General features: G+C 52.4%; 22 protein-coding genes and 1 pseudogene. 12 read left to right on the top strand and 11 right to left on the bottom strand.

Going from position 1 to position 26,707, the window contains the following annotated elements; translation table 11 throughout:
* Positions 1-103 precede the first annotated feature (103 nt).
* The 4 genes from OH773_RS17805 to OH773_RS17790 all read left to right on the top strand — a co-directional run bounded on the left by OH773_RS17805 (position 104) and on the right by OH773_RS17790 (position 4,356).
* Positions 104-1,030: an ABC transporter ATP-binding protein gene (locus OH773_RS17805; RefSeq protein WP_270140552.1), complete on the top strand. Its 927-nt coding sequence runs from the start codon at positions 104-106 to the stop codon at positions 1,028-1,030.
* Positions 1,027-1,797, top strand: coding sequence for an ABC transporter permease (locus OH773_RS17800; protein ID WP_270140550.1), 771 nt, complete (start codon positions 1,027-1,029; stop codon positions 1,795-1,797). Before OH773_RS17805 ends, OH773_RS17800 begins: the two co-directional genes overlap by 4 nt.
* Positions 1,798-2,589: 792 nt before the next feature.
* Positions 2,590-3,021 (top strand): PTS sugar transporter subunit IIA, encoded by a 432-nt coding sequence (locus OH773_RS17795; protein WP_183272803.1) that lies wholly within the window; start codon positions 2,590-2,592, stop codon positions 3,019-3,021.
* An 84-nt stretch (positions 3,022-3,105) separates the two neighbouring features.
* Positions 3,106-4,356: a polysaccharide deacetylase family protein gene (locus OH773_RS17790; RefSeq protein WP_270140548.1), complete on the top strand. Its 1,251-nt coding sequence runs from the start codon at positions 3,106-3,108 to the stop codon at positions 4,354-4,356.
* Positions 4,357-4,410: 54 nt separating this feature from the next.
* On the opposite strand, the gene panD is transcribed toward OH773_RS17790, so the two are convergent.
* The 9 genes and pseudogenes from panD to thpR all read right to left on the bottom strand — a co-directional run bounded on the left by panD (position 4,411) and on the right by thpR (position 11,380).
* Complete coding sequence (panD, locus tag OH773_RS17785) at positions 4,411-4,791, bottom strand: aspartate 1-decarboxylase (RefSeq protein WP_034493438.1); 381 nt, start codon at positions 4,789-4,791, stop codon at positions 4,411-4,413.
* Positions 4,792-4,889: 98 nt separating this feature from the next.
* A complete protein-coding gene (gene panC / locus OH773_RS17780) occupies positions 4,890-5,744 on the bottom strand; it encodes a pantoate--beta-alanine ligase (RefSeq protein WP_270140545.1) in 855 nt (284 codons plus the stop codon).
* Between the two features lie 13 nt (positions 5,745-5,757).
* Entirely contained in the window at positions 5,758-6,552 is a 795-nt protein-coding gene (panB, locus tag OH773_RS17775; protein WP_270140542.1) for a 3-methyl-2-oxobutanoate hydroxymethyltransferase, read from the bottom strand.
* Positions 6,553-6,599: 47 nt separating this feature from the next.
* Entirely contained in the window at positions 6,600-7,079 is a 480-nt protein-coding gene (folK, locus tag OH773_RS17770; protein WP_270140540.1) for a 2-amino-4-hydroxy-6-hydroxymethyldihydropteridine diphosphokinase, read from the bottom strand.
* Positions 7,076-8,473, bottom strand: a complete 1,398-nt coding sequence (gene pcnB / locus OH773_RS17765; RefSeq protein WP_270145941.1) for a polynucleotide adenylyltransferase PcnB — start codon at positions 8,471-8,473, stop codon at positions 7,076-7,078. The genes folK and pcnB overlap by 4 nt, the downstream gene beginning before the upstream one ends.
* 56 nt (positions 8,474-8,529) lie before the next feature.
* Positions 8,530-9,425: pseudogene (gene gluQRS, locus OH773_RS17760) on the bottom strand (tRNA glutamyl-Q(34) synthetase GluQRS).
* Between the two features lie 63 nt (positions 9,426-9,488).
* A complete protein-coding gene (gene dksA / locus OH773_RS17755; RefSeq protein WP_183272810.1) occupies positions 9,489-9,944 on the bottom strand; it encodes an RNA polymerase-binding protein DksA in 456 nt (151 codons plus the stop codon).
* A 191-nt stretch (positions 9,945-10,135) separates the two neighbouring features.
* Positions 10,136-10,840: a DNA/RNA nuclease SfsA gene (gene sfsA, locus OH773_RS17750; RefSeq protein WP_270140538.1), complete on the bottom strand. Its 705-nt coding sequence runs from the start codon at positions 10,838-10,840 to the stop codon at positions 10,136-10,138.
* Positions 10,841-11,380, bottom strand: a complete 540-nt coding sequence (gene thpR, locus OH773_RS17745) for an RNA 2',3'-cyclic phosphodiesterase (protein ID WP_183272812.1) — start codon at positions 11,378-11,380, stop codon at positions 10,841-10,843. It lies immediately after the preceding gene.
* Between the two features lie 79 nt (positions 11,381-11,459).
* On the opposite strand from thpR, the gene hrpB reads away from it, so the two are divergent.
* The 6 genes from hrpB to fhuB all read left to right on the top strand — a co-directional run bounded on the left by hrpB (position 11,460) and on the right by fhuB (position 22,636).
* Positions 11,460-13,892, top strand: coding sequence for an ATP-dependent helicase HrpB (gene hrpB / locus OH773_RS17740; RefSeq protein ID WP_270140535.1), 2,433 nt, complete (start codon positions 11,460-11,462; stop codon positions 13,890-13,892).
* A 79-nt stretch (positions 13,893-13,971) separates the two neighbouring features.
* The gene (gene mrcB, locus OH773_RS17735) at positions 13,972-16,512 is read left to right on the top strand and encodes a bifunctional glycosyl transferase/transpeptidase (RefSeq protein WP_270140533.1); all 2,541 of its coding nucleotides are present in this window, start codon (positions 13,972-13,974) and stop codon (positions 16,510-16,512) included.
* A 211-nt stretch (positions 16,513-16,723) separates the two neighbouring features.
* The gene (fhuA, locus tag OH773_RS17730) at positions 16,724-18,895 is read left to right on the top strand and encodes a ferrichrome porin FhuA (protein ID WP_270140531.1); all 2,172 of its coding nucleotides are present in this window, start codon (positions 16,724-16,726) and stop codon (positions 18,893-18,895) included.
* 62 nt (positions 18,896-18,957) lie between these two features.
* Entirely contained in the window at positions 18,958-19,755 is a 798-nt protein-coding gene (fhuC, locus tag OH773_RS17725) for a Fe3+-hydroxamate ABC transporter ATP-binding protein FhuC (RefSeq protein WP_270140529.1), read from the top strand.
* Positions 19,755-20,654: a Fe(3+)-hydroxamate ABC transporter substrate-binding protein FhuD gene (gene fhuD / locus OH773_RS17720; RefSeq protein ID WP_270140527.1), complete on the top strand. Its 900-nt coding sequence runs from the start codon at positions 19,755-19,757 to the stop codon at positions 20,652-20,654. The genes fhuC and fhuD overlap by 1 nt, the downstream gene beginning before the upstream one ends.
* Positions 20,651-22,636: a Fe(3+)-hydroxamate ABC transporter permease FhuB gene (fhuB, locus tag OH773_RS17715; protein ID WP_270140525.1), complete on the top strand. Its 1,986-nt coding sequence runs from the start codon at positions 20,651-20,653 to the stop codon at positions 22,634-22,636. Before fhuD ends, fhuB begins: the two co-directional genes overlap by 4 nt.
* A gap of 100 nt (positions 22,637-22,736) precedes the next feature.
* Here fhuB and hemL read toward each other — a convergent pair whose 3' ends face one another.
* Entirely contained in the window at positions 22,737-24,017 is a 1,281-nt protein-coding gene (gene hemL / locus OH773_RS17710; RefSeq protein WP_270140523.1) for a glutamate-1-semialdehyde 2,1-aminomutase, read from the bottom strand.
* A gap of 147 nt (positions 24,018-24,164) precedes the next feature.
* Between hemL and clcA the strand changes: the two genes are divergently transcribed.
* Positions 24,165-25,586 carry a H(+)/Cl(-) exchange transporter ClcA gene (gene clcA / locus OH773_RS17705; protein WP_270140521.1) on the top strand — a complete coding sequence of 474 codons (1,422 nt, stop codon included), beginning with the start codon at positions 24,165-24,167 and terminating at the stop codon, positions 25,584-25,586.
* Between the two features lie 81 nt (positions 25,587-25,667).
* Complete coding sequence (gene erpA / locus OH773_RS17700; RefSeq protein ID WP_270140519.1) at positions 25,668-26,015, top strand: iron-sulfur cluster insertion protein ErpA; 348 nt, start codon at positions 25,668-25,670, stop codon at positions 26,013-26,015.
* Between the two features lie 52 nt (positions 26,016-26,067).
* On the opposite strand, the gene OH773_RS17695 is transcribed toward erpA, so the two are convergent.
* A complete protein-coding gene (locus OH773_RS17695) occupies positions 26,068-26,688 on the bottom strand; it encodes a TRIC cation channel family protein (RefSeq protein WP_183272822.1) in 621 nt (206 codons plus the stop codon).
* Between the last annotated feature and the right edge of the window lie 19 nt (positions 26,689-26,707).

Genomic DNA, 26,707 nt, shown 5'->3' with positions numbered 1-26,707 from the left:
GTAACAGGAGAAGTGCGTTGAGGTAATATAGGGCAACTAGATTAGCGAGATCAATTTTAAAACTGCTTAACTTTTTTTGTACCGGACAAGGCAACCGTAAATAATGACAATTGCATTAGAACTGGAACAGTTAACGAAAACCTATCCCGGCGGTGTACAGGCGCTGCGCGGCATAGATCTTCGTGTTGAAGCAGGGGACTTTTACGCCCTGCTGGGGCCAAACGGCGCAGGAAAATCCACCACCATCGGTATTATCAGCTCGCTGGTAAATAAAACCTCAGGTCGGGTTCGCGTGTTTGGTTACGATCTGCAAAAAGACATTGTTAACGCCAAACGCCAGCTTGGACTGGTGCCGCAGGAATTTAACTTCAACCCATTTGAGACGGTGCAACAGATTGTTGTGCATCAGGCGGGTTATTACGGCGTTGAACGTAGCGAAGCCATCGCACGTAGCGAAAAATACCTGAAACAGCTCGATTTGTGGGAAAAACGCAACGAACGTGCGCGCATGTTATCCGGTGGCATGAAGCGCCGTTTGATGATTGCCCGTGCCTTAATGCATGAGCCTAAATTGTTAATTCTTGATGAACCCACAGCGGGCGTCGACATCGAACTGCGCCGTTCAATGTGGGGCTTCCTGAAGGATCTGAACGACAAAGGCACCACCATTATTTTGACCACCCACTATCTTGAAGAAGCCGAGATGCTGTGCCGCAATATCGGCATTATTCAGAATGGTGAGTTAGTCGAAAATACGTCAATGAAATCATTACTCTCCAAACTGAAGTCAGAGACTTTTATCCTCGATTTAGCGCCGAAAAGCCCGCTGCCACAGCTTGATGGCTACCAGTATCGTCTGGTGGATACCTCGACTCTGGAAGTTGAAGTGCTGCGCGAGCAGGGGATTAACAGTGTTTTCAGCCAGTTAAGTTCGCAAGGTGTTCAGGTATTAAGTATGCGTAACAAAGCAAACCGTCTTGAAGAGTTGTTCGTCACGCTGGTAAACGGGTCAAAAGGAGACCAGGCATGATGCATCTTTACTGGGTGGCGTTAAAAAGTATCTGGACCAAAGAAATCCACCGTTTCACGCGTATCTGGATTCAAACGCTAGTCCCACCGGTCATCACTATGACCCTGTATTTTATTATTTTCGGTAACTTGATCGGCTCGCAAATCGGTTCAATGCATGGCTTTACTTATATGCAGTTCATCGTGCCGGGTTTGATCATGATGGCGGTGATCACTAACTCTTATGCCAACGTAGCGTCTTCCTTCTTTAGCGCAAAATTCCAGCGCAACATTGAGGAGTTGCTGGTGGCACCGGTGCCGACCCATATCATTATTGCGGGTTACGTTGGTGGCGGTGTTGCACGTGGCTTGTGCGTTGGGATTCTGGTGACTGCCGTTTCGTTGTTCTTCGTGCCATTCCAGGTTCATTCATGGCTCTTTGTCGCGTTAACGCTGTTGCTGACGGCTATTCTGTTTTCGTTGGCAGGTTTGCTGAACGCGGTGTTTGCCAAAACCTTTGACGATATCAGTCTGATCCCCACTTTCGTGCTGACTCCACTGACCTATTTGGGCGGCGTGTTCTACTCTCTGACGCTGCTGCCGCCGTTCTGGCAGGCGCTGTCCCACTTGAACCCAGTGGTGTATATGATCAGCGGTTTCCGTTACGGATTCCTGGGCATCAATGACGTACCGCTGCTATTTACCATCACGGTGCTAGTGGGCTTTATCGCCGCATTCTATGTTCTGTGCTGGTATTTGATCCAACGTGGGCGTGGTCTGCGTAGCTAATTCTCACAGTCTCCCTGAGAGGCTGTCTCTTAGTCACATCTTTGAGATTAGGATTGGCTGTTTATGCCGGAAGTGGTGAAAGTTCCGTTCACTCGAAGTCTTCCGCTATATGCAGCCACCGAACCGATGAACGACTTAGGGTGTCCACCGTCGCCACCCTAAGAACCCGGACTCCCGGCAAATAAATCGCCGCTGCGCGGTAAACACCGTCTTTTACCCAACATTCGCGGTCGTTCGCGATTCGTTCCAGACGATCGCTCTCTTTCGCCGCTCCCGGCGGCTCAACCACGACTGAAGGGCAAAAAACGGCGCGATTTAAGCCGGAACCAAAGTCAACGTCAAAACCTAAGGTCAAAAGCCGAACCGGTTTTGACTTTGTCCCCGGTATAAATTGCCCCAGTGTTCCCCATTAGTCAGGGGGGCGTGGTTGGGAACCACGCCAGTGAGCGATCGCCGGGAGCGAGTCGCTAACGACCCTGAACGTTGGGGATAAACTGGGGTTTACCGCGAAGCGGCAATTTAAAAACCGGGCGCCGGGGTTGCCAGGGGGCTGGCGTGAGCCACCTGGCACGTTCACCGTTAACAACGGTTACAGAGATAATCAGCCGTACGGGTGAACGGAAAATCTGCAAGACTTGCAGATCTCACTCACTCGAATAGGCTGAGTGAGATCTGTATCAGAGATAGCCGAAAAGGGAGGTAAATTAAGACTTTTCTTACCTGCTATTGATTCGTATCACGGCGCAAAAATCTCACATTGGCACACTGTCGCCCTGCAAAAAGGAGAATGCCATGTTAGGTTGGGTGATTGCGGGTCATGATTACTACGCTCAGGATATGCTGGATGCAATTGAGCGTCGTTTTGGGCCTCAGGCTCAATGTTGTTCGGTGAATTACTGGAAGGGACTGAGCACCAACATGCTGAGTCGTATGATGTGTGATGCGCTGTATAATTGTGATTCGGGTGACGGGGTGGTCTTTTTGACCGACCAGGCTGGGGCGGCCCCTTATCGTACTGCGGCATTAATCAGCCACCAACATACCCATTGTGAAGTGATCTCCGGTGTTACGTTACCCGTTTTGTTTGCGATGCGTGCGTATCGAACCACGTTGACCAGTGAAGCGTTCCGCGACCATATTGTTGAGCATGGCGGGGGCGATATCACCAGCCTTTGGCATCAGCAACAAAAAAATCCACCTTTCGTGTTACTACACCATTATTGATTTGATCGGTTGGTATTGGACGGGCTTTTGTTAGAATGACCGCTTCTTCTCGTCATTGAGACACTCAGTGCAATCAAACCCGTTATGCTAACTCGTCTTATCTTTGCAGCCCTGATGCTGATTTGTGGTAGTAGCGCTAATGCTAGCCTGCTCAGCAGCCACCATACTCCCGCGCAATATATGCAAACCACTGAAGATGCCGATATTTGGGCGCAAGTGGGGGATAAAGTCATCTCTGTAGGCACCATTCAGGAAGGGCAAATACTGGCAGTTGTCCCGACGGCGGCAGATTATTACGAGTTCAGTTTTGGCTTTGGTACGGGCTTTATTGATAAAACGCATCTGGAGCCAGTGCAGGGAAAACAACGCGTTGAAGACAGGCTTGGCGATTTGCATAAGCCATTGAGCAATCAAAACCTGGTGACCTTCCGTGACGTGGCCGTGTATAACGCACCAGACAGTGGCAGCGCCCCGTTTGGTACGCTGGCGAATAACTTACGTTATCCCATAATCGCCAGTCTGAAAGATCGGCTTAACCAATCCTGGTATCAGATTCGAATTGGCAACCGCCTTGGGTATATCAGCAGCCTTGATGCCCAGCCGGATAACGGCATTCCGGTGCTCACTTATCACCATATTCTGCGTGACGAAGAGAACACGCGTTTTCGTCATACATCAACCACGACGTCGGTTGTGGCATTCAGCAACCAAATGACCTGGCTGCGGGATATGGGTTACACCACGCTGACTTTGTATCAGCTCGAAGGTTACGTGCGCAATCGAATGAACATGCCTGCGCGCGCGGTGGTGATTACTTTTGATGATGGGTTAAAGTCGGTTTATCGCTACGCATACCCGATCCTCAAAGAATACGGTTTTAAGGCAACGTCATTTATTATTTCGTCACGTATTAAAGCGCACCCGCAAACCTGGAACCCGAAAACGCTGCAATTTATGAGCATATCGGAACTACAGGCCAGCCAGGATGTGTTTGATATCCAGTCGCACACGCACTTTTTGCATCGCGTTGATGCAAACCGCCAGCCGACACTTTTACGCCGTACCTACCGCAATATCCTGCTCGATTTTGAACATTCCAGACGCGCGCTGGCACAGTTTAATCCGCATGTTTTATACCTTTCGTACCCCTTTGGTGGCTATAACGATAAAGCCGTGAAAGCAGCCAACGATGCGGGATTCCATATGGCGGTGACGACTGTGCGTGGGAAAGTGAAGCCAGGAGATAACCCGTTTTTACTGAAACGGCTTTATGTATTACGCACCGACTCGTTAGAAACGATGTCGCGACTGATTTCCAACCAACCGAAATCGTGAGACAAAAAAAGGCCTGCTTAATAAAGCAGGCCTTTTTAATTCAACGATGGTGGGCTAGGCAACCTGAACTGGTACAGCCTTCGCCAGGCGTTTCATTTCGTTGTCGCCATCGAAATAAGCCACTTTCGGCTGCCAGCTACGCGCTTGCTCATCCGGCATCGTCACGTAAGTTGCGATAATCAGAATGTCGCCCACATCGGCACAATGTGCCGCAGCGCCGTTAACCGAAATAATTTTAGAACCGCGTTCACCAGCGATCGCGTAAGTAGAGAAACGCTTACCGTTGGTGACGTTATAAATATCAATGGCTTCATATTCCAGAATGCCAGCCGCTTCAAGGAAATCCTGATCGATGGCGCAGGAACCTTCATAGTGCAAATCCGCCTGCGTCACTTTGACACGGTGAAGTTTGCCTTGCAGCATGGTGCGTATCATAGCTTAAACCTTCGTCACTATTGGGTTACATAAGCGGCAAGCTCAGCGCTTGCCGCCGGAATTTAGTTGGGCAGTATTGCCCGATTTTGCCAGACTGTCTACTGCGCGAGCTCGACCTGAACATTATCAATTAAACGCGCTTGTCCGAGCCATGCCGCCATCAGCACCACCGCTCGCTTGCTCTGGGCATCCAGCTCCAGCAACGTATCCGCATCGCGTATTTGCAAGTCGTCGGAACGGAAACCTTTTTCATTTAGCTCGGTTGCCGCGATCGCTAACATCTCTTCGGTATCGCGCTCACCGGCAAGCAGCTTGTCCGCCAGAGACTGCATCACTACATGCAGGCCCGGCGCGATTTTGCGTTGTTCAGCGTTCAGATAGCCATTGCGTGAGCTTAATGCCAGGCCATCTTTTGCGCGCACTATTGGTACGCCTATGATTTCGATGTCGTAGCCCATGTCCGCAACCATCTTGCGAATTAACGCGAGCTGCTGGAAATCTTTCTCACCGAAACACGCGATGTCAGGCTGCACCATGTTAAACAGCTTGCTGACGATAGTAGAAACGCCACGGAAATGCCCCGGACGGCTTGCACCTTCGAGCATGGTCGAAAGCCCTGGAACCTCGACGAAGGTCTGCGAATCCAGACCTTTCGGGAAAATGTCACCAGGAGCAGGTGCAAACACCAAATCTACTTTGCGGCGATTGAGCTTCTCGCAATCTTCCTGCAAGGTGCGTGGATAGCGCGTTAAGTCATCCGGGCGGTCAAACTGCATCGGATTAACAAAAATGGTGGTTACTACCACATCGGCGCGGCTTTTTGCCTCATCGACCAGCTTCATATGCCCGTCGTGCAGGTTCCCCATCGTTGGGACCACCGCAATGCGCTTACCTTCCTGGCGCCAACGGCGGATTTGCTGACGCAGCAGCGGTATCGTTTCGATAATCAACACAACCCTTCTCCTGTCAGTGGAAACTGTGTTCTTCACCTGGATAGGTGCCGGACTCAACTTCGTTGATGTACTGGCGAACCGCAGCACGCATGTCGCCAGTTCCTGTAAGGAAGTTCTTCGCAAATTTTGGAATATGACCCCCGGTGATGCCGAACGCATCATGCATCACCAAAATCTGTCCATCAGTCACATTACCTGCACCAATGCCGATAACCGGAATGGTGAGCGCATCAGTGACGCGTTTTGCCAGCGCCACGGGCACACATTCCAGTACTAACAGTTGTGCACCTGCGGCTTCGAGTGCCAGGGCATCATCAAGCAGCGTTTGCGCTGCGGTTTCATCACGGCCCTGGATTTTATAACCACCGAAAATATTGACGGACTGCGGCGTTAAGCCCAAATGCCCACACACTGGAACGGCACGTTCGGTAAGCATTTTGACGGTATCAACCAACCAGCGTCCCCCTTCGACTTTGACCATGTTCGCACCGGCGCGCATCACTTCAGCGGCGTTGGCAAAAGCTTGCTCCGGGGTGGCGTATGCCATAAATGGCAGGTCAGCCAATAACAGGCAATTCGGCGCGCCACGGCGTACCGCGCGAGTGTGGTAGGCAATATCTGCTACGGTTACCGGCAGCGTGGAGTCGTGGCCTTGAACGGTCATCCCTAATGAATCGCCAACCAGCATGACGCCAATGCCTTCCTCGGCAAACAGTTTTGCGAAGCTGAAATCATAAGCAGTGATGGTGGCGAACTTGCGTTGAGCCTGTTTCCATTGGCGCAACTGAGACATGGTGATTGGTTTCATGGCAGTCCCTGAGGATAAACTATTGGGGAGTTAAACTATGTCCTTGATTACCAAAGCACAATCCCGTCCTGGGGAAGGCTTTCTAAAACTTTAGCGACCGGCTGGCCGTCAGGGAAGGCGCAATCAGGCGCGATCTCCAGTAGTGGAACTAACATGAACGCGCGGTTTTTCATGTCGTAATGCGGCACGGTAAGGGCATCGGTGGCGATCGTCAGATTACCGAACAGCATAATGTCGAGATCCAGCGTCCGTGGCCCCCAGCGCTCGGCTTTTCGTACTCGTCCGTGCTCCAGCTCAATACGTTGAGTATGAGCCAGTAATGCCTCGGGAGACAGCTCCGTTTCCAGGGCGACCGCGGCATTCAGGTAATCAGGTTGGTCTTGCGGGCCGAGCGGCGGGGTGCGGTAGTACGAAGATGTTGCAACCACCCGACTTTGCGGGATGGTTGCAATGGCGTTCAGTGCATGAGTCACTTGCTCAAGCGGCGACGCAAGGTTGCTGCCAAGGGCGATATACGCCAGTGTCATGCACTTCCTCCGCTACGCGGTGCACGTTTACGCGGACGGCGATGACGGCGGCGTACCGCAGGTTCATCACCTAAAACATCGAGCATATCTTTTTGTGCTGGTGGAGCCGCCACCTGGAACTCACCCCACCATTTGGTCAGGCGCAGTAATTCCTGGTTATTTTCCACTTCAGCACGCAGCGCCAGCAAATCATACGCAGCGCGGAATTTAGGATGCTCCATTAACTTCCATGCGCGTTTGCCCTGACGACGTGACAGACGAAGCTGCAAGCCCCAGATGTCACGAACCAGAGTGGTGATACGTTTTGGAATAGCCAGCGCACGGCAGGCTTCGTCCAGCACTTCGTTCATCGCTAACGCGAAGGCGTCCATATAGGCAAGCCCACTTTCCTGGGTCAGCTTTTGAGCCATCTCCAGTTGCGGATACCAGAAAATGGCAGAGAACAAGAAGGCTGGGTTAACGCGCATATCGTTCTGAATGCGGTTATCGGTATTCTTCAGCACCTGAACGATCATGCGCTCCATTGGGCTGTCACCCTGCTCAGTAAAGTAGCGGGTGATGGTCGGGAATAACGGCTGGAAGAGCTGATATTCACGCAGTAATTCATACGTCTCGTAACCGTGGCCGGCTTGAAGTAGTTTCAGTGACTCTTCAAACAAACGGGCTGGAGGGACGTCATTGATCAAGGTGGCTAAACGCGGAATGGGCTCGCCTGTTTCCGGGCTGATCGTCATATTCAGCTTCGCGGCAAAGCGCACGGCACGCAGCATGCGAACCGGATCTTCACGATAGCGCGTTTCAGGATCGCCAATCAGACGGATGACACCATTGCGTAAATCACGCAGGCCACCGACATAATCGCGAACTGAGAAATCAGCCACGCTGTAATACAGGCTGTTGATAGTGAAATCGCGGCGCTGAGCATCTTCTTCGATAGAACCAAAGATGTTATCGCGAAGCAGCATGCCATTCTGACCGGTCTGCGAAGTCTGTTTATCAGACTTTTGCTCTTCGTGGTGACCACGGAAAGTGGCAACTTCGATGATTTCCGGCCCAAACATGACATGCGCAAGGCGGAAGCGACGGCCAACCAGACGGCAGTTACGGAACAGTTTACGCACTTGATCCGGCGTGGCGCTGGTGGTGACATCAAAGTCTTTCGGTTGTTTACCGAGCAACAGGTCACGGACACCGCCGCCCACGAGGTAAGCCTCGTAGCCTGCTTTGTTCAGACGATAGAGCACCTTGAGGGCATTTTCACTGATATCTTTGCGGGACAGAGCGTGCTGGTCACGCGGAATTACCGTGATTTGCGGGAGATCTTCATTCTCCTCGACCACGACGTCATCGCGGTTAAGCACCTTGCGGCAAAAATTAGCGACTCGGGTAAAAATAGTACACCTCGGCAGTGTCAATCATAGGGACAAAAAAAACAGCGGCTAATCATAGCTCAGTGCGTGGCATTTGAGAATGACGTATTCACGAAGAGCCTGCTCCTACAGCCTGCAGCGACCAATTTTGCACCGCCAGACTGAGTAACTCACTCAGCGTTAAATCTTGCCAGCCAGCAATTTCTGGTTGGTTCAAAAATGCCAGCGCGGCATGAATAACCGGACGTGGATCGCCTTGTGGTAGGGCTGGCGCGTGATTTTGCTTCGATAACTTGGCGCCATTCTCGTTGAGCACCAGCGGCAAATGTACGTAATCAGGTACCGTCCAGCCAAACTGTTGATACAGCGAAATTTGTCGTACCGTCGGTTCAATTAAATCTGCGCCGCGTACAATTTCACTCACACCCTGAAAATTATCGTCCACAACCACAGCAAGATTATAGGCAAATAACCCATCACGGCGATGAATGATGAAATCTTCACGGGCCAGTTTTTCATCGGCAATTAATTTTCCGTGCAGTTTATCGGCAAAACTTAATTCCGGATGATGCTGCACAAACCGTAATGCGGCATTCTCTGGCCCATGATTTAGCGTGCGGCAATGACCGTCGTAGTAACCGCCGATTTGCTGAATGCGGCTGCGGGTACAGGTGCAGTAATAACTCAAACCTTGCTGCTGCAAGAAGGAAAGGGCTTCGCGATAGGCTTCGTGTCGTTGGGATTGCCACAAAACTTCACCATCCCAGTGCAAACCATAATGCTCTAACTGCTGCAAAATCGTGGTAGCGGCGCCCGGGATTTCACGAGGTGGGTCGATATCTTCAATGCGAACCAGCCATTGGCCCTGCTGCGCGCGAGCTTGCAGATAACTACCAAGCGCGGCAATCAGTGAACCAAAATGGAGTTCACCGGAAGGCGAGGGAGCAAAACGTCCAATGTAGTGAGGAGCTGTCATGAGCCTACAAATGAATAAGGCGGGAGAGTCTCCCGCCTTTGAAAGTGGTGAAATTGCGGGCCGTTAGCCAGCCATTTGTTTTTCGCGAATTTCTGCCAACGTTTTACAGTCAATGCATAAATCAGCTGTCGGGCGAGCTTCGAGACGGCGGATGCCGATTTCAACACCACAGGATTCGCAGAAACCGAAATCTTCGTCTTCTACTTTCTTGAGGGTCTTCTCGATTTTCTTGATCAGTTTACGCTCCCTGTCACGGTTACGCAGTTCGAGGCTGAACTCTTCTTCCTGGGCTGCACGGTCAACTGGGTCCGGGAAGTTTGCTGCTTCATCCTGCATATGCGTTACCGTGCGATCAACTTCATCCATAAGTTGGCTACGCCAGGCTTCAAGAATACGCTTGAAGTGCGACAGCTGGGCTTCGTTCATATATTCTTCGCCCGTTTTCTCCTGATATGGCTCCACCCCAGCGATGGCGAGGATACTCAGGGACGATGTTTTACGCTTTTGCCCTTCTTGCATGTTGTTTCTCCTTAACACGCACTATCGGTCCCCTGGTCGGGGGAAAATCAGGCCGCTATAAATAGCAGATGCTTTTCAGGATGGCAATTATATAAATTCCTCTCTTGACAAGCCTGTGAAGAAAAGCGTATTTACGCGAGCCGCCAGCACACAAAACAGACAAACGTTAACTGCTCTTTATTAAGTAAAAATTATAAATGGACAGGCAACGGCGAAATTAGAGTTAACCCACTTGCAGAAAGTTCAGCTTTATAAGCAAGAAGTTCGACTCCACACTGTTGCGCCTCTGATAACAATTGCGCATATTTTGCATCGATGTGGCGTGCCGGGGAGACCTGGGTAATAGCCGAATGCAACACTGTAAACAGCAGCACCGCGCGTTCGCCCTGCAAAACCACGTTCATCAATTCCCGCAAATGCTTTTGCCCTCGGAGGCTTACGGCATCTGGGAAATAGCCACAACCTTGTTGTGATAACGTGACTGATTTCACTTCAATATAGCAGTTAACCTTACAATCTGCTTGCAACATAAAATCAATACGGCTGCGCTCCTCGCCGTACTTTACTTCGCTTTTAATTATGTTGTAACCCGATAGTTCTGAAATGGTTTCTGCCGCTAATGCTTCTTTAACTACTCCATTCGCGCGCAATGTATTTACACAGATAAATTCGCCACGTTGCGTCTGGGTTATTTCCCATGTGTGAGGATATTTACGCGTCGGATTGTCTGAGGTGGAATACCAGACAGTATCCCCAGGTGTTGCGCAACCGGTCATTGCTCCGGTATTCGGGCAATGAAGCGTTAATTCTTCGCCGGAAAGCGTGACGACATCGGCCAAAAAGCGTTTATAACGTTTAATCAGAGTGGCTTGCTGTAATGGCGGGCTAAATTCCATTTATTCTTCCTTATTACTGAGCGACCAGCGCTGCAATGGCTGGTAACGCGTTCGCCCTTGTTTGAAAACAGACTCATACAACACAAATTCATCTACCTGATATTGCCAGCGGAAATTGGGGGGCGGAATAGCGACTGCGCGCGGCGTATTGCGATAAATCGTGATATGCGGATGAAACGGCTGCGGGCTTTGATAACAACCGCTGCGAGCCGCCTGCGAGCGTAACATGTTTGCCAGTTGAATGAGTCCTAAAGGCGCATGGCGCGGGCCAATCCATACGACATTCGAACGCAGCCATTGCCCGGCATCATCAATGGTCAGGGTAAAACCGCGCTGGCGAATCCGCCCCGCTAACTGGCTGAGCGCCTTTTGCTTTTCCACGCTGATGTCACCTAAAAAGGCGAGCGTCAGATGCAGGTTAGCGGCGGCAATCGGCCGCCCGGTATCTTCAGGAAACTGTGCGGCGCGCCACTGGATAATCTGTTTTTGCACCTCTGCTGGGAGTTCGAGTGCAAAGAACAGACGGCGAGTTTCAGCCATTGTTGGGTCTCTCGGTTATGTATGATTTGGCGTGATGCTACAATAGCGAACTTTCAATAATACCTTTTTGGAGCCGTTTGTGCCGTCATTACCGGTCGCCGCAGTGCTACCCGATATTCTTCACGCTTTGCAAAATGCACCGCAAGTTTTACTGAGCGCGCCAACAGGTGCCGGTAAATCGACCTGGCTGCCATTGCAGATTTTGCAACAGGCAAACTTAGGCGGGCGCATTCTGCTACTTGAGCCGCGTCGGCTGGCGGCACGTAATGTTGCACAGCGTCTGGCTGAACTTCTGGGTGAAAAGCCGGGTGAAACGGTGGGATATCGCATGCGTGCTGAAACCTGCGTGGGGCCAAATACGCAGCTCGAAGTTGTCACCGAAGGTATTCTGACGCGCATGATCCAGCACGATCCGGAACTCGACGGTGTGGCGCTGGTGATTCTGGATGAATTTCATGAACGTAGCCTGCAAGCAGACCTTGCGTTAGCGCTGTTGCTCGATGTGCAGCAGGGATTACGCGACGATCTCAAGCTTTTGATTATGTCGGCAACGCTTGATAACTCGCGTCTGCAACAGTGTTTGCCCAATGCGCCAGTGATCGCCTCTGAAGGACGGGCATTTCCTGTTGAGCGCCGCTATAGCCCGCTCCCCACTCAACCACGTTTTGATGAAGCGGTGGCTATCGTCGTGGCAAATTTGCTGCGGGAAGAGTCGGGCTCGGTGTTGCTGTTTTTACCCGGTGTTGCTGAAATCCAGCGCGTTCAGCAGCAGTTACAAGAGCGAGTAGCAAGTGACGTGCAGCTTTGCCCGTTATATGGAGCACTGTCTTTAAACGAACAACGTAAAGCGATTTTGCCTGCGGCAAATGGCATGCGCAAAGTGGTGCTGGCGACCAATATTGCTGAAACCAGTCTCACCATCGAAGGCATCCGCCTGGTGGTGGATACCGCGCTTGAACGCGTGGCGCGTTTCGATGTTCGCACCGGTTTGACGCGACTGGTCACGCAGCGTATTAGCCAGGCGTCGATGGTTCAACGTGCGGGGCGAGCAGGGCGACTGGAATCGGGTATTTGCCTGCACTTAACCAGTGCCGAGCAAGCAGAACGTGCTTCATCGCAAAGCGAGCCGGAGATTCTGCAAAGCGATCTGTCCGGTCTGCTGCTCGATTTGCTGCAATGGGGTTGCCAGGATCCGCATCAACTCACCTGGCTTGATACGCCTCCCGGCGCCAATCTTGCCGCCGCTCAGACATTATTACGCCAGCTCAATGCGCTGGATGAGCAAAACCGGCTCACGTCTGTCGGCCAGCAGATGGCTAATTTAGGTAACGAACCTCGCCTCGCCGCCGTCCTGGTTAATGCCAAAACCGCCGATGAACAAGTCACAGCCGCTCGGCTGGTCGCGATTCTGGAAGAACCTCCCCGCGGTCAGGACAGTGATTTGCGAAACGCATTTAGCCGTCGGCAGGAAAACTGGCAGCAGCGGAGTTCTCAGTTGTTAAAGCGGTTGAATCATCGTGGCGGTGCTGCAGATGCCTCTCTTATCGCCCCGTTACTGGCTCACGCTTTTCCCGATCGTATCGCCCGGCGTCGTGGACTGGATGGTCGTTATCAATTAGCTAACGGTATGGGGGCGATGCTCAATCAGGATGATCCGCTCACGCGTTATGAATGGTTGTTAGCACCTTTATTATTGCAGGGAAGCCAAACACCGGACGCACGTATCTTGCAGGCGATACCTCTGGATATCGATGCGCTGACGGCGAGGTGTCCGTCGTTATTAAACCAAAGCGACTCCATTGAATGGGATGAAACCCAGGGGACGTTGAAAGCTTATCGCCGCACGCAGATTGGCAAACTCGTGGTGAAAGTCCAGCCGCTGGCGAAACCTTCCGAAGAGGAGTTGCATCAAGCAATGCTCAACGGCATTCGTGAAAAAGGTCTGGCGATACTGAACTGGTCACCCCATGCGCAACAGTTTCGTTTGCGTCTGGCTTGCGCAGCCAAATGGTTGCCGGAAGTTGCGTGGCCTGATGTTTCGGATGATGCTTTGCTACGAAATTTAGACAGCTGGTTATTACCTGAACTGCATGGTGTACACTCGTGGCGCGCGCTTAAAAACATTGATGTCACACGCGCGTTACAGAATCTGCTCGACTGGAACACTCGCGTTCGTCTGGATAGTGCGTTGCCAACTCATTACACTGTGCCGACGGGAAGCCAGATAGCCATTCGCTATGATGATGAAAATCCGCCAGTTCTTGCTGTTCGTATGCAAGAAATGTTTGGTGAAGCGCGAACGCCAGTGATTGCTGAAGGCCGTGTGCCACTGGTTCTGGAACTGCTCTCCCCAGCTCAGCGCCCTTTGCAGATAACGCGTGATTTAACCGCTTTCTGGAACGGAGCCTATCGGGAAGTGCAAAAAGAGATGAAAGGACGTTATCCAAAACATGTCTGGCCGGATTCGCCAGCAGACGCGCTGCCTACGCGGCGTACGAAAAAGTACCAATAACTTTGAGAGATTTCCTCTTTCACCTTTGGTGGAAGAAAGGAGAATCAGGCCGTGCGCCTTATTTTTGGTGGAGAAAGCAATGGCGGGGAATGACCGCGAACCGATTGGACGTAAAGGTAAACCTTCACGCCCTGTAAAAGAGAAAGTAAGCCGCCGTGTCCGCGAAGAGGAATACGATGCGGATTACGACGATGACTATGACGACGAGGAACCGATGCCACCGCGTAAAGGAAAAGGCAGCGGCAATGGCCGTCCGCCACGTAAAAAGCGCCGCTGGTTGTGGTTCTTACTAAAACTGTTTGTCGTTTTTGTTGTGCTGTTCGTGATTTACGGCGTCTATCTTGACCAGAAGATCCGCGCGCGTATTGATGGCAAAGTCTGGCAACTCCCGGCGGCGGTATATGGCCGCATGGTGAATCTTGAACCCGACATGCCGTACAGCAAAAAAGAGATGATTAACCTGCTGGAAGCCACGCAGTATCGCCAGGTGACGAAGATGACTCGCCCTGGTGAATTTACGGTGCAGGGCAACAGTATTGAGATGATCCGTCGCCCGTTTGATTTCCCTGATAGTAAAGAAGGGCAGATCCGCGCACGTCTGGTTTTTGATGGCGACCATCTTGAATCGATCCAGAACATGGATAACAACCGCAGCTTCGGTTTCTTCCGTCTGGATCCGCGTTTAATCACCATGTTGTCTTCACCCAATGGTGAACAGCGTCTATTCGTGCCACGCACCGGATTCCCGGAACTGCTGGTTGATACGCTGATCGCTACGGAAGATAAACACTTCTACGAACATGATGGGATCAGCTTCTACTCCATCGGTCGTGCGGTGCTGGCGAACCTGACAGCCGGTCGTACGGTGCAAGGTGCGAGTACGCTGACGCAACAGCTGGTTAAAAACCTGTTCCTGTCGAGCGAACGTTCTTACGTGCGTAAAGCGAACGAAGCGTACATGGCGCTGATCATGGACGCCCGTTACGGCAAAGATCGCATTCTTGAGCTGTATCTGAACGAGGTGTACCTCGGCCAGAGCGGCGATAACGAAATTCGCGGCTTCCCGCTGGCGAGCTTGTACTACTTTGGTCGTCCGGTTGAAGAGCTGAGTCTTGACCAACAAGCGTTGCTGGTCGGCATGGTGAAAGGGGCGTCGATTTACAACCCATGGCGTAACCCGAAACTGGCACTGGAACGTCGAAACCTTGTGCTGCGCTTGTTACAAGAGCAGAAAGTGATCGACCAGGAACTTTACGACATGCTGAGCGCTCGCCCTCTGGGTGTGCAGCCGCGTGGCGGGGTGATTTCGCCGCAGCCTGCATTTATGCAGATGGTGCGTAACGAACTCCAGGCCAAGCTTGGCGATAAAGTTAAAGACCTGTCGGGCGTGAAGATCTTCACCACTTTTGACTCCGTTTCCCAGGATGCGGCAGAAAAAGCGGTGAGCGAAGGCGTACCGGTTCTCCGCGCTTCTCGTAAGCTGAAAGATCTTGAAGCAGCAATGGTGATTGTTGACCGTTCAACCGGCGAAGTTCGTGCCATGGTTGGGGGGGCGGAAACACAATATGCAGGCTTTAACCGCGCGATGCAGGCACGCCGTTCTATCGGTTCTCTGGCTAAACCTGCAACGTATCTGACAGCGTTAAGCCAGCCCGATGCCTATCGCCTGAATACCTGGATTGCCGATGCACCGATTGCGCTGAAGCAGCCGAATGGTCAGGTTTGGTCGCCGCAAAACGACGATCGTCGCTATAGCGGTCAGGTGATGCTGGTTGATGCGTTGACACGTTCGATGAACGTACCAACGGTGAATCTGGGTATGGCGCTTGGCCTGCCAGCCGTCACCGACACCTGGATTAAACTGGGTGTGCCGAAAGACCAGTTGCATCCGGTTCCGGCAATGTTGCTGGGCGCGTTGAACCTGACGCCAATCGAAGTGGCTCAGGCATTCCAGACCATTGCCAGCGGCGGTAACCGCGCAACGCTGTCTGCATTGCGTTCGGTGATTGCTGAAGATGGTACCGTGCTGTATCAAAGCTTCCCGCAGGCAGAACAGGCTGTTCCTCCACAGGCGGCTTACATGACGCTGTACACGATGCAGCAGGTTATGGCTCGTGGTACTGGGCGTGCGTTGGGTGGCAAATATCCGAACTTGCATCTGGCAGGGAAAACGGGGACTACCAACGATAACGTTGATACCTGGTTTGCCGGGATTGATGGTAAAGAAGTCGCCATCACCTGGGTTGGGCGTGATAACAACCAGCCGACCAAACTGTACGGTGCGAGCGGGGCGATGTCGCTTTATCAACGCTACCTGGCGAACCAAACGCCAATTCCGTTGGTGCTGAATCCACCGGAAGATATCGTCGATATGGGCGTTGATAGCGCAGGTTACTTCCAGTGCGGTGGTGGTGGTGATCGTGTGCTGCCAGTGTGGACGACGAATCCAGATGCGTTGTGCCAGCAAAGCCAGCAGGTTGAGCAGAACAATAATCCGTTTAGCCAGTCGCAGCAGCCTCAACAGCAGCCGCAACAACAACAGCAGCAGCAACCGCAGCAGCAACAAGAGTCAGGTGATGGTGTTGCCGGTTGGATAAAAGACATGTTCGGCAGTAAGTAATCGTTACTGCTTTCCAAAAAAGCCTCCGTTTATACCGGGGGCTTTTCTTTTTACATACTCCTTGTAATTACTCTGGTTAATTATTATTCCCTCGCACTTACAAGGGGTGTGATCCGCTTGCCATGCGCTTTCCGTTTCGTCTATTATTCTGCGGCATAATAATAATTCTCGTTTTCGTTATCATTCGTCACTTCATCAGAGATAAAGCACAATGGCACGTTTAAGAACTGGACAACCAGTCAATACCTCAATTCGCAAGCTCGCTTTTTTTGTTGCTGCCGCTGTAAGCGGTGTCAGCGCACCGAGTTTTGCCGCTGATAGCACAGCAACCAAAGAAGATACCATCACCGTTTCTGCAAGCGCGGCTGATGAAAGTGCATGGGGCCCGTCTCCGACGATTGCGGCTAAACGCACGGCAACCGCCACCAAGACCGATACGCCAATTGAAAAGACTCCGCAGTCTATTTCTGTTGTGACGCGTGAAGAGATGGATACTCACCAACCCGCTTCCGTTAAAGAAGCGCTGGGTTATACGCCGGGCATTACTGTTTCAACTCGTGGCTCTTCAGACACGTATGACGCGGTGAAAATTCGTGGTTTCGGTTCTGTTAACCAGAACAACTATTTAGATGGCCTGAAACTTCAGGGTGATTTCTACAACGAAGTCATCATCGACCCGTATATGCTTGAGCGCGTGGAATTAATGCGCGGCCCAACGTCCGTACTGTACGGAAAAAGCAGCCCAGGCGGCATCATCACGATGGTGAGCAAGCGCCCAACCACTGAACCGCTGAAAGAAGTGCAGTTCAAAATGGGTACCAATAACCTGTGGCAAACTGGTTTTGATTTCAGTGATTCGCTGGATGATGCAGGCGAGTATTCTTATCGTCTGACCGGTGTGGCACGTTCTAACGACGACCAGCAGCAGTTCTCCAAACAGAAACGTTATGCGATTGCACCGTCGTTCACCTGGCGTCCTGACGATAAAACCAATTTCACTTTCTTAGCTAATCTGCAAGATACCCCAGAAACCGGTTATTACGGTTGGTTGCCTAAAGAAGGCACCGTTGAGCCGTTGCCAGATGGTTCGCGCTTGCCGACTAACTTCAACGAAGGTGCGCCAAATAACACCTACTCGTTGTCCCATAAAATGGTCGGTTACAGTTTTGACCATGAGTTCAACGACACTTTCACCGTGCGCCAGAACCTGCGTTATGTTGACTCCAAAACCAATCAGAAAAGCGTTTACGGTACAGGCGTAGATTCAACGGGCCATATGTTGACTCGCGGTACGGTTGTGGATAACGAAAAACTGCACAACTTTGCGGTTGATACCCAGTTGCAGAGCAACTTTGCGACAGGCGAAATTGCACATACCTTGCTGACAGGTGTGGATTTCCAGCAGATGCGTAACGATGTGAACGCGACCTTTGGCAGCGCGCCTCCGCTGGATTTGTATAACCCAGTCTATGAAAACTACGATTTTGGCGATGCGGATCCGTATCAGCAAAACAAACAGAAACAAACCGGTATCTACATTCAGGATCAGGCGGAGTGGAACAAGTTTGTTCTGACTGTCGGAGGCCGTTACGATTGGCTGAAACAGTCTACTCTCGCATACCAGGCGAATAACTTCACCGAGCGTGACGACAGCGAATTCACTGGCCGTGCCGGTCTGAACTATCTATTCGATAACGGTGTATCGCCATACATTAGCTACAGCGAATCTTTCGAACCCAACTCCGGTGCGGATTTTTACGGCAACACCTTCAAACCTTCAAAAGGCCGTCAGTACGAAGCGGGTGTGAAGTATGTGCCGAAGGATATGGCAGTGGTCATTACCGGTGCGGTTTATCAGTTGACCAAGTCTGATAACCTGATGTCCGATCCCGACACTTCCCACGGTTTCTCTTCCATTCAGGGCGGCGAAATTCGGTCCCGTGGCGTAGAACTTGAAGCCAAAGCGGCGGTTAATGCCAACATTAACGTCACTGCGTCTTACACCTACACCGATGCGGAATACACCACCGACACCACTTTCAAAGGCAATACGCCTGAGCAGGTGCCAGAGCATATGGCTTCACTGTGGGGTGATTACACCTTCAATGAAGGTGCGCTCACCGGTCTGACTATCGGTACTGGCGGTCGCTTCATTGGTTCCAGCTACGGCGACCCTGCGAACAGCTTCAAAGTGGGTAGTGCTGCGGTGCTGGATGCAGTGGTTAAATATGACCTTGGCCGCTTCGGTATGAATGGTTCAAGTGTTGCGGTAAACGTAAACAACTTGCTTGATCGTGAATACGTTGCCAGCTGCTTCGCCACTTACGGTTGCTTCTGGGGCGCAGAGCGTCAGGTTGTTGCGACGGCAACATTCCGCTTCTAAGTTGGTTTAGAATCAGCAATTTAGGGCACGGTTCGCCGTGCCCATCAACAAAGTTGGCTACCATGCAGGACAAACACCTTCATCCCGATACCACGTTTAGCCTCACTGACGTTACCTTCCGCGTACCCGGTCGCACGCTCCTCCACCCCCTGTCGCTTACCTTTCCTGTGGGAAAAGTCACCGGCCTGATTGGTCACAATGGGTCGGGCAAATCGACATTGCTGAAAATGCTTGGCCGTCATCAGAAGCCCTCTGAAGGGGAGATTCACCTCAACGATCATCCTCTGGATAGCTGGAGCAGCAAGGAATTTGCGCGCAAAGTCGCGTATTTACCGCAGCAACTTCCTGCAGCAGAAGGGATGACGGTGCGTGAACTGGTGGCGATTGGGCGTTATCCGTGGCACGGCGCGCTGGGTCGTTTCGGTGCGGCAGACAGAGAACTGGTTGAAGAAGCGATTACGCTGGTCGGGCTAAAGCCTTTTGCGCATCGCCTGGTGGACAGTCTTTCCGGCGGTGAGCGCCAACGTGCGTGGATTGCCATGCTGGTGGCACAAGATAGTCGCTGTCTGCTGTTGGATGAGCCGACATCGGCGCTGGATATTGCCCATCAGGTTGATGTGCTGGCGCTGATCCATCGCCTTAGTCAGGAGCGTGGCCTGACCGTGATTGCAGTGCTGCATGACATTAATATGGCTGCGCGCTACTGCGATAACCTCGTGGCGTTGCGCGGTGGTGAAATGATTGCCCAGGGTAGCCCGGCTGACCTGATGCAAAGCGCTACGCTTGAGCAGATTTACGGTATTCCAATGGGCATTCTGCCCCATCCTGCGGGTGCAGCCCCGGTAAGCTTTGTTTACTGATGAGTGAGCTGATTAATCCTTTTTTGAGTCGTCGGCAGTTGCTAACCGCGCTGGCGCTCTCGCCATTATTGCTCAAAATGGGCAATGCAAAAGCTGCAACGATAGATCCTCGCCGCATTGTGGCGCTGGAATGGTTGCCCGTCGAACTGATGCTGGCGCTGGGCATCACGCCTTATGCGATGGCGGATATCAAGAATTATCAAGCCTGGGTCGGCGAGCCAAAATTGCCGGAAGGCATTATCGAAGTTGGCTTACGTACTGAACCTAATCTCGAACTTCTCACACAATTAAAACCGTCGCTGATTCTCTATTCCGCAGGCTATGGCCCGTCACCGGAAAAGATGTCGCGTATTGCGCCGGGTTTAGGTTTTAGCTTTAACGATGGTACCGGCAAGCCGCTGACCGTTGCCCGCCAGTCACTGACACAACTGGGTGAGAAACTCGGTATGCAGCAAGCGGCAAGCGATCACCTGCTGAAGTTCGACCAATTTATCGAGCAAATGAAACCCCGCTTCGCCTCGCGCGGTGACAAACCGGTATTGCTGATGACGCTGTTAGATTCCCGTCATGCGCTGATTATTGGGAAAAACAGTTTGTTCCAACAGGTCATGGATTTGCTGGGCGTGAAAAACGCATGGTCGGGTGAAACCAACTTCTGGGGGAGTGCGGTTGTGGGTCTTGAGCGCCTGGCCGAGGTCAAGGACGCCGATGTTATCTGCTTTGATCACAATAACGATGCTGAAATGGCTCGCGTAACCGCGACGCCTCTGTGGAATGCAATGCCTTTTGTTCGTCAGAATCGTTTCCAGCGTGTACCTCCGGTTTGGCTTTATGGCGCGACGCTTTCCGCGATGAGCTTCACGACTACGCTGGCTAAAGCCATAGGGAGCCAGGCGTGAAACATCGTTATGTGCTGTTCCCTGCGTTACTTTTATCGCTGCTGTTTATTCTTGCCTGTACGCTGACTCTGCATAACCTGAATGCACAATTGCCTTTTGCGCAGTGGTCTGCGGCCTTACGGCAACCGAGTATTGATGACATCAATCAGATGTTGTTCCATTACAGCTTGCTCCCGCGTCTGGCTATCTCGCTATTAGTGGGGGCCGGACTTGGGCTGGTGGGGGTGCTATTCCAGCAAGTGCTGCGTAACCCGCTTGCCGAGCCGACCACGCTTGGCGTGGCGAGTGGCGCGCAGTTGGGCGTCACGGTTGCCACGTTGTGGGCGCTGCCCGGAGGATTTGCGACACAACAGTTTGCGGCATTAGCCGGAGCAGGCGTTGTCGGCTTATTGGTGTTTGGTGTTGCCTGGGGCAAGCGTTTATCCCCTGTCACCCTGATCCTGGCCGGTCTGGTGCTTAGCCTGTATTGCGGTGCGGTAAACCAGTTGCTCGCTATTTTCCATCACGACCAATTACAGAACATGTTCCTGTGGAGCACCGGCTCGCTGAACCAGCAAGATTGGGATATCGTTAACGGCTTGTGGCCACGCCTGGTGGGCGGTTTACTGCTAACGCTTTTGCTGCTGCGCCCGTTAACGCTGATGGGGCTTGACGATGGTGTTGCACGTAATCTGGGCCTGGCACTTTCGATGGTGCGCCTGGCCACTCTGGTGCTGGCGATTGCCATCAGTGCGTTGCTGGTTAATGCGGTCGGGATTATCGGTTTTATCGGCCTGTTCGCCCCGTTGTTGGCGAAAATGCTCGGCGCTCGCCGTCTTGTGGCTCGTTTGTTGCTGGCACCGGTTATTGGTGCGTTGATTCTGTGGCTGTCGGATCAATCGGTTGTCTGGCTGACCAGCGTATGGCGTGAAATTTCTACCGGTACGGTAACGGCGCTGATTGGTGCTCCTTTACTGCTTTGGCTGCTGCCACGCCTGCGCACCGTGGGTACGCCTGCGATGAATCAGGGCGATAATGTTCCTGATGAGCGCCAGCATTTAGCATGGTGGGTGTTAATCGGTAGCGGCGTGTTGGCGATGATTATCGTGACTGCGCTGACGCTTGGGCGCGACGCGTACGGCTGGAATTGGGCGAGTGGTTCGTTATTCCACGATTTGTTGCAGTGGCGCTGGCCGCGGGTATTAGCCGCATTGACCGCGGGTATGATGTTGGCGGTTGCGGGCAGCGTGATACAGCGTCTGACCGGCAATGCGATGGCGAGCCCTGAAGTTCTGGGTATCAGTTCCGGCGCGGCATTTGGCGTAGTCGTGATGCTGTTTATCGTACCTGGAAATGCCTTTGCCTGGTTGTTCCCTGCGGGCAGTCTGGGCGCGGCGGTAACACTTCTAGTCATCATGGTCACAGCAAGTCGTGGTGGTTTTTCACCACAACGCATGCTGCTGGCGGGGATGGCGCTGAGTACGGCGTTTACCATGCTGCTGATGTTACTGATGGCCAGTGGCGATCCGCGCATGGCGGGAATACTGACCTGGATTTCCGGCTCGACTTATAACGTCACCGGCGATCAGGCAGTCAGAACGCTTATCCTGATGGTGATTTTATTTGCTCTGACGCCGTTTTGTCGCCGTTGGTTGATGATTCTGCCACTGGGTGGCGCCACCGCGCGGGCGATTGGTATGGCGCTGACACCATCACGTTTCGCGCTGTTGTTGTTAGCCGCGACGTTAACGGCTGCAGCCACGATGACCGTCGGCCCGCTGAGTTTTGTTGGCTTAATGGCACCACATATCGCGCGCATGCTCGGTTTTAGACGCGCAATGCCACAGTTGATGATCTCGGCGTTGTTGGGTGGGATGTTGATGGTAGCGGCGGATTGGTGTGGCAGGATGATTCTGTTCCCGGATCAAGTTCCGGCGGGGTTATTAGCAACGTTTATTGGTGCGCCGTACTTTATCTATTTGCTGCGTAAGCAGACCCGATAAGTCTTGCTCCTTCTTCTGGGGGGGAAGGTTGGGATGAGGGCGTTGTGGGTTAAACCCACCCTCACCCTGGCCCTCTCCCGGAGGGAGAGGGAACGACAGATTACAGCTTCGCGAATACCCGACGCGCGGCGTCGATGGTTTTCTGAATATCTTCTTTCGAATGCGCAACTGACATAAAGCCTGCTTCAAACGCAGACGGTGCCAGGTAAACGCCTTCTTCCAGCATTAAGTGGAAGAACTTCTTAAAGCGCTCAACGTCACATGCCATCACATCCTGATAGCAGGTCACAGATTCTGCATCGGTAAAGAACAGACCGAACATCCCGCCGACATTATTGACCACCAGTGGAATATTTTCGGCTTTAGCCGCGTTCAACAGACCATCTGCCAGCATTTCCGTCAGCTCAGTCAACGTCTGGTGAATACCCGGTTGTGCGACTTCGGTCAGGCAAGCGTAACCGGCTGCCATCGCAATGGGGTTACCGGAAAGCGTACCCGCCTGATAAACCGGCCCGGTTGGTGCCAGAGCGTCCATGATTTCGCGACGGCCACCAAATGCGCCGACCGGCATACCGCCACCAATAATCTTGCCTAAACAGGTTAAGTCTGGCTCAACACCGTAGTAAGACTGTGCGCCAGCCAGTGCGACACGGAAACCGGTCATCACTTCGTCGATAATAAACAGTGCGCCAAACTCGTCACACAGTGCACGCAGACCTGGCAGGAAATCATCGTTTGGTGGAATGCAGTTCATGTTGCCCGCAACCGGCTCAACAATAATGCAGGCGATCTCTTGCGGATATTGCTCAAACGCTTCACGCACGGAGGCGAGATCGTTGTAAGTGCAGGTGAGGGTGTGTTTGGCAAAATCAGCCGGAACGCCCGGAGAGTTGGGCTGGCCGAGGGTCAGTGCGCCAGAACCGGCTTTTACCAGCAGGCAGTCTGCGTGGCCATGGTAGCAGCCTTCGAATTTGATGATTTTATCGCGGCCGGTGAAACCACGTGCCAGGCGAATGGCGCTCATGGTGGCTTCAGTACCGGAGTTCACCATGCGAACCATATCCATCGTTGGAACCAGCTCAGTCACCAGTTCCGCCATTTTCACTTCCATCTCGGTTGGCGCACCAAAGCTCAGGCCGCGTTCAACCGCTTCAATAACGGCATTGCGGATCGCCGGATGGTTGTGGCCGAGCACCATTGGCCCCCATGAACCGACGTAATCGATATAGGCTTTGCCGTCAGCGTCATACAGGTAAGCCCCGTCAGCACGTTCGATAAACAGCGGCACACCGCCGACACCGGTAAAAGCACGAACAGGTGAGTTAACCCCACCAGGAATGACTTTACGGGCGGCAGCGTACAGGTTTTCAGACTTACTCATGAATCGGCTCCTGATTCGTGGAATTCGTGGAAATAGTGGCAACACTCTATTCTAAGGGAAACGGTGGACGTTATGAAGGTATTGCCCAAACGCATCGAGGGAGTAGAATGCCCCTTCGATTTGTATTACCAATAAATGATTAGCCAAATGAATCACTCCCACCCCTCTTTTGAAGCACAGCAGGTTGTGCGCTTACGTAGGGGCGACATGGTGCGTCGCCTTATTAGACAGGATAAAACTCCAGTCGCAATTCTATTTATGGCCGCGATAGTAGGGACGTTAGCCGGTTTGATGGGTGTCGCCTTTGAGAAATCGGTGACCTGGATGCAGCAAAACCGCCTGGCGATGCTGGCGCATGTGGCTGATTACAGTGTCATTGTCTGGCCGTTGGCATTCATCAGCTCAATGCTTTTGGCGATGGTCGGTTACTATCTGGTGCGTCGTTTTGCTCCGGAAGCGGGGGGATCGGGTATCCCTGAAATTGAAGGGGCACTCGAAGAATTACGCCCTGTGCGCTGGTGGCGCGTCATCCCGGTTAAATTTATCGGTGGTATGGGAACGCTCGGTGCGGGGATGGTTCTCGGGCGCGAAGGCCCGACAGTGCAGATGGGTGGCAATATCGGGCGCATGGTGCTGGATATTTTCCGCCTGCGTGGTGCAGAAGCCCGCCATTCTCTGCTGGCAACCGGTGCGGCTGCGGGTTTGTCCGCGGCGTTTAACGCGCCGCTGGCGGGGATACTGTTCATCATTGAAGAGATGCGCCCGCAGTTTCGCTATAACCTGATTTCGATAAAAGCCGTCTTTATTGGCGTGATTATGTCGAGCGTGGTTTTCCGTATTTTTAACGGCGAAAACGCGGTGATTGAAGTCGGGAAACTTTCGAATGCACCTGTTAATACACTGTGGTTGTATCTGGTGTTAGGCATGGTCTTCGGTATCGTTGGCGTGTTCTTCAACGCAATGGTGTTCCGCACTCAAGATATGTTCCAGCGTATGCACGGTGGAAACATCAAAAAATGGGTGATTATCGGCGGCTTGTTGGGCGGCATTTGTGGCGTGTTAGGGCTTATCCAGCCCGCAGCGTCTGGCGGTGGTTTTAACCTGATTCCCATCGCAGCGGCCGGAAATTACACGTTAGGGATGCTGCTGTTTATCTTTATTGCGCGTGTGATTACTACGCTACTGTGTTTTTCTTCCGGTGCACCAGGCGGGATTTTTGCACCCATGTTGGCTTTGGGTACGTTGCTTGGGACCGCGTTTGGCATGGCGAGTGCAGCCTGGTTCCCTGTCTACCACCTTGATGTTGGGACATTTGCGATTGCCGGAATGGGCGCGTTGTTTGCCGCATCAGTGCGTGCGCCATTGACGGGGATCGTGCTGGTTCTGGAAATGACTGACAATTATCAGCTCATTCTGCCAATGATTATTACCTGCCTTGGCGCGACACTATTGGCACAATTTCTTGGCGGAAAGCCGCTATACTCCTCGATCCTTGCGCGAACGCTTGCCAAACAAGAAGCCGAGAAGCAGGCTAAAGAACAGCAAACCCCGAGCGGGGAGAATACTTGAACGATTTACTCGGGTATTAGATAATGACCCCAGAATTCGGGTTGAAATATACCCGACTACCTATTTCGTTGGGAGCAAACAATGAGTGATGACGTAGCAGTGCTGCCGTTGCAATTTACAGAAGCAGCAGCCAATAAAGTAAAAAACCTGATCGCAGATGAAGAGAACCCGAATCTGAAACTGCGCGTTTACATCACCGGTGGTGGTTGCAGCGGCTTCCAGTATGGTTTTACCTTTGATGATCAGATTAACGATGGTGATATGACTATCGAGAAGCAGGGCGTTTCACTGGTCGTTGACCCGATGAGCCTGCAATATCTGGTCGGTGGCGCGGTGGATTACACCGAAGGCCTGGAAGGTTCCCGTTTTGTGGTGACTAACCCGAACGCGAAAAGCACCTGTGGGTGTGGTTCTTCCTTCAGCGTTTAATTGCTGATTCAAAAGAAAAAGCCGTGTTTCTAAACACGGCTTTTTTTATTTCTTACGCTCGGTCATCCAGCGCAAAAGTGGGCAGTTTGAGGTGCCAGCGAATGGCGGCCAGTCGAATAGCCAGGGTGACGACCATGCCAATCATACTGGCTTGTTCTAACGGAACGTGGAAAGTGTCATACGCTGTCGCGTGTACGATACCGCCTGCGATACAGGCCGTGGCGTAGATCTCGGTACGCAAGATCATCGGGATTTCACGCGCTAATACGTCGCGAATAATCCCGCCGCCTACGCCGGTCAGCACGCCCATACAGATGGCAATCAGCGGGCTGGTGCCAGCCAAAAATGCTTTGTTAACCCCAATCCCAACGAACACCGCAAGGCCGACAGCATCCAGCACCGGCAAAATCCATTTTGGCAGGCGACGCGGCTGGCGCACGAGCAAGATAGTCAGCAAACAGGTGACCATCGCGACCACTAAGTCGGTGGGATCTTTAACCCAAAATACCGGGCCGTTATCCAGCGCCATATCGCGAATGGTTCCGCCGCCTACGGCTGTTACTACGCCCAGCACCAGCACGCCGAAAGGGTCCATACGAAGTTTTCCAGCCAGTAGTACGCCGGAGATGGCAAAGACGGCTGTGCCAATGATGTCCAGCCAATAGACGAGCATGGGAGATTACCCTCAGTAA

The organism is Buttiauxella sp. WJP83 (assembly GCF_027594725.1).
GTDB classification, from domain to species: domain Bacteria; phylum Pseudomonadota; class Gammaproteobacteria; order Enterobacterales; family Enterobacteriaceae; genus Buttiauxella; species Buttiauxella selenatireducens.
The sequence above is the reverse complement of the archived record's forward strand: the minus strand, read 5'-3'. Positions and strand labels throughout refer to the sequence as shown.

Bases quoted from the DNA above. Each gene is read 5' to 3' on its own strand.
- OH773_RS17805 (WP_270140552.1), top strand. From the start codon at position 104: ATGACAATTGCATTAGAACTGGAACAGTTAACGAAAACCTATCCCGGC.
- OH773_RS17800 (WP_270140550.1), top strand. From the start codon at position 1,027: ATGATGCATCTTTACTGGGTGGCGTTAAAAAGTATCTGGACCAAAGAA.
- OH773_RS17795 (WP_183272803.1), top strand. From the start codon at position 2,590: ATGTTAGGTTGGGTGATTGCGGGTCATGATTACTACGCTCAGGATATG.
- OH773_RS17790 (WP_270140548.1), top strand. From the start codon at position 3,106: ATGCTAACTCGTCTTATCTTTGCAGCCCTGATGCTGATTTGTGGTAGT.
- panD (WP_034493438.1), bottom strand. From the start codon at position 4,791: ATGATACGCACCATGCTGCAAGGCAAACTTCACCGTGTCAAAGTGACG.
- panB (WP_270140542.1), bottom strand. From the start codon at position 6,552: ATGAAACCAATCACCATGTCTCAGTTGCGCCAATGGAAACAGGCTCAA.
- folK (WP_270140540.1), bottom strand. From the start codon at position 7,079: ATGACACTGGCGTATATCGCCCTTGGCAGCAACCTTGCGTCGCCGCTT.
- dksA (WP_183272810.1), bottom strand. From the start codon at position 9,944: ATGCAAGAAGGGCAAAAGCGTAAAACATCGTCCCTGAGTATCCTCGCC.
- sfsA (WP_270140538.1), bottom strand. From the start codon at position 10,840: ATGGAATTTAGCCCGCCATTACAGCAAGCCACTCTGATTAAACGTTAT.
- thpR (WP_183272812.1), bottom strand. From the start codon at position 11,380: ATGGCTGAAACTCGCCGTCTGTTCTTTGCACTCGAACTCCCAGCAGAG.
- mrcB (WP_270140533.1), top strand. From the start codon at position 13,972: ATGGCGGGGAATGACCGCGAACCGATTGGACGTAAAGGTAAACCTTCA.
- fhuA (WP_270140531.1), top strand. From the start codon at position 16,724: ATGGCACGTTTAAGAACTGGACAACCAGTCAATACCTCAATTCGCAAG.
- fhuC (WP_270140529.1), top strand. From the start codon at position 18,958: ATGCAGGACAAACACCTTCATCCCGATACCACGTTTAGCCTCACTGAC.
- fhuD (WP_270140527.1), top strand. From the start codon at position 19,755: ATGAGTGAGCTGATTAATCCTTTTTTGAGTCGTCGGCAGTTGCTAACC.
- hemL (WP_270140523.1), bottom strand. From the start codon at position 24,017: ATGAGTAAGTCTGAAAACCTGTACGCTGCCGCCCGTAAAGTCATTCCT.
- clcA (WP_270140521.1), top strand. From the start codon at position 24,165: ATGAATCACTCCCACCCCTCTTTTGAAGCACAGCAGGTTGTGCGCTTA.
- erpA (WP_270140519.1), top strand. From the start codon at position 25,668: ATGAGTGATGACGTAGCAGTGCTGCCGTTGCAATTTACAGAAGCAGCA.
- OH773_RS17695 (WP_183272822.1), bottom strand. From the start codon at position 26,688: ATGCTCGTCTATTGGCTGGACATCATTGGCACAGCCGTCTTTGCCATC.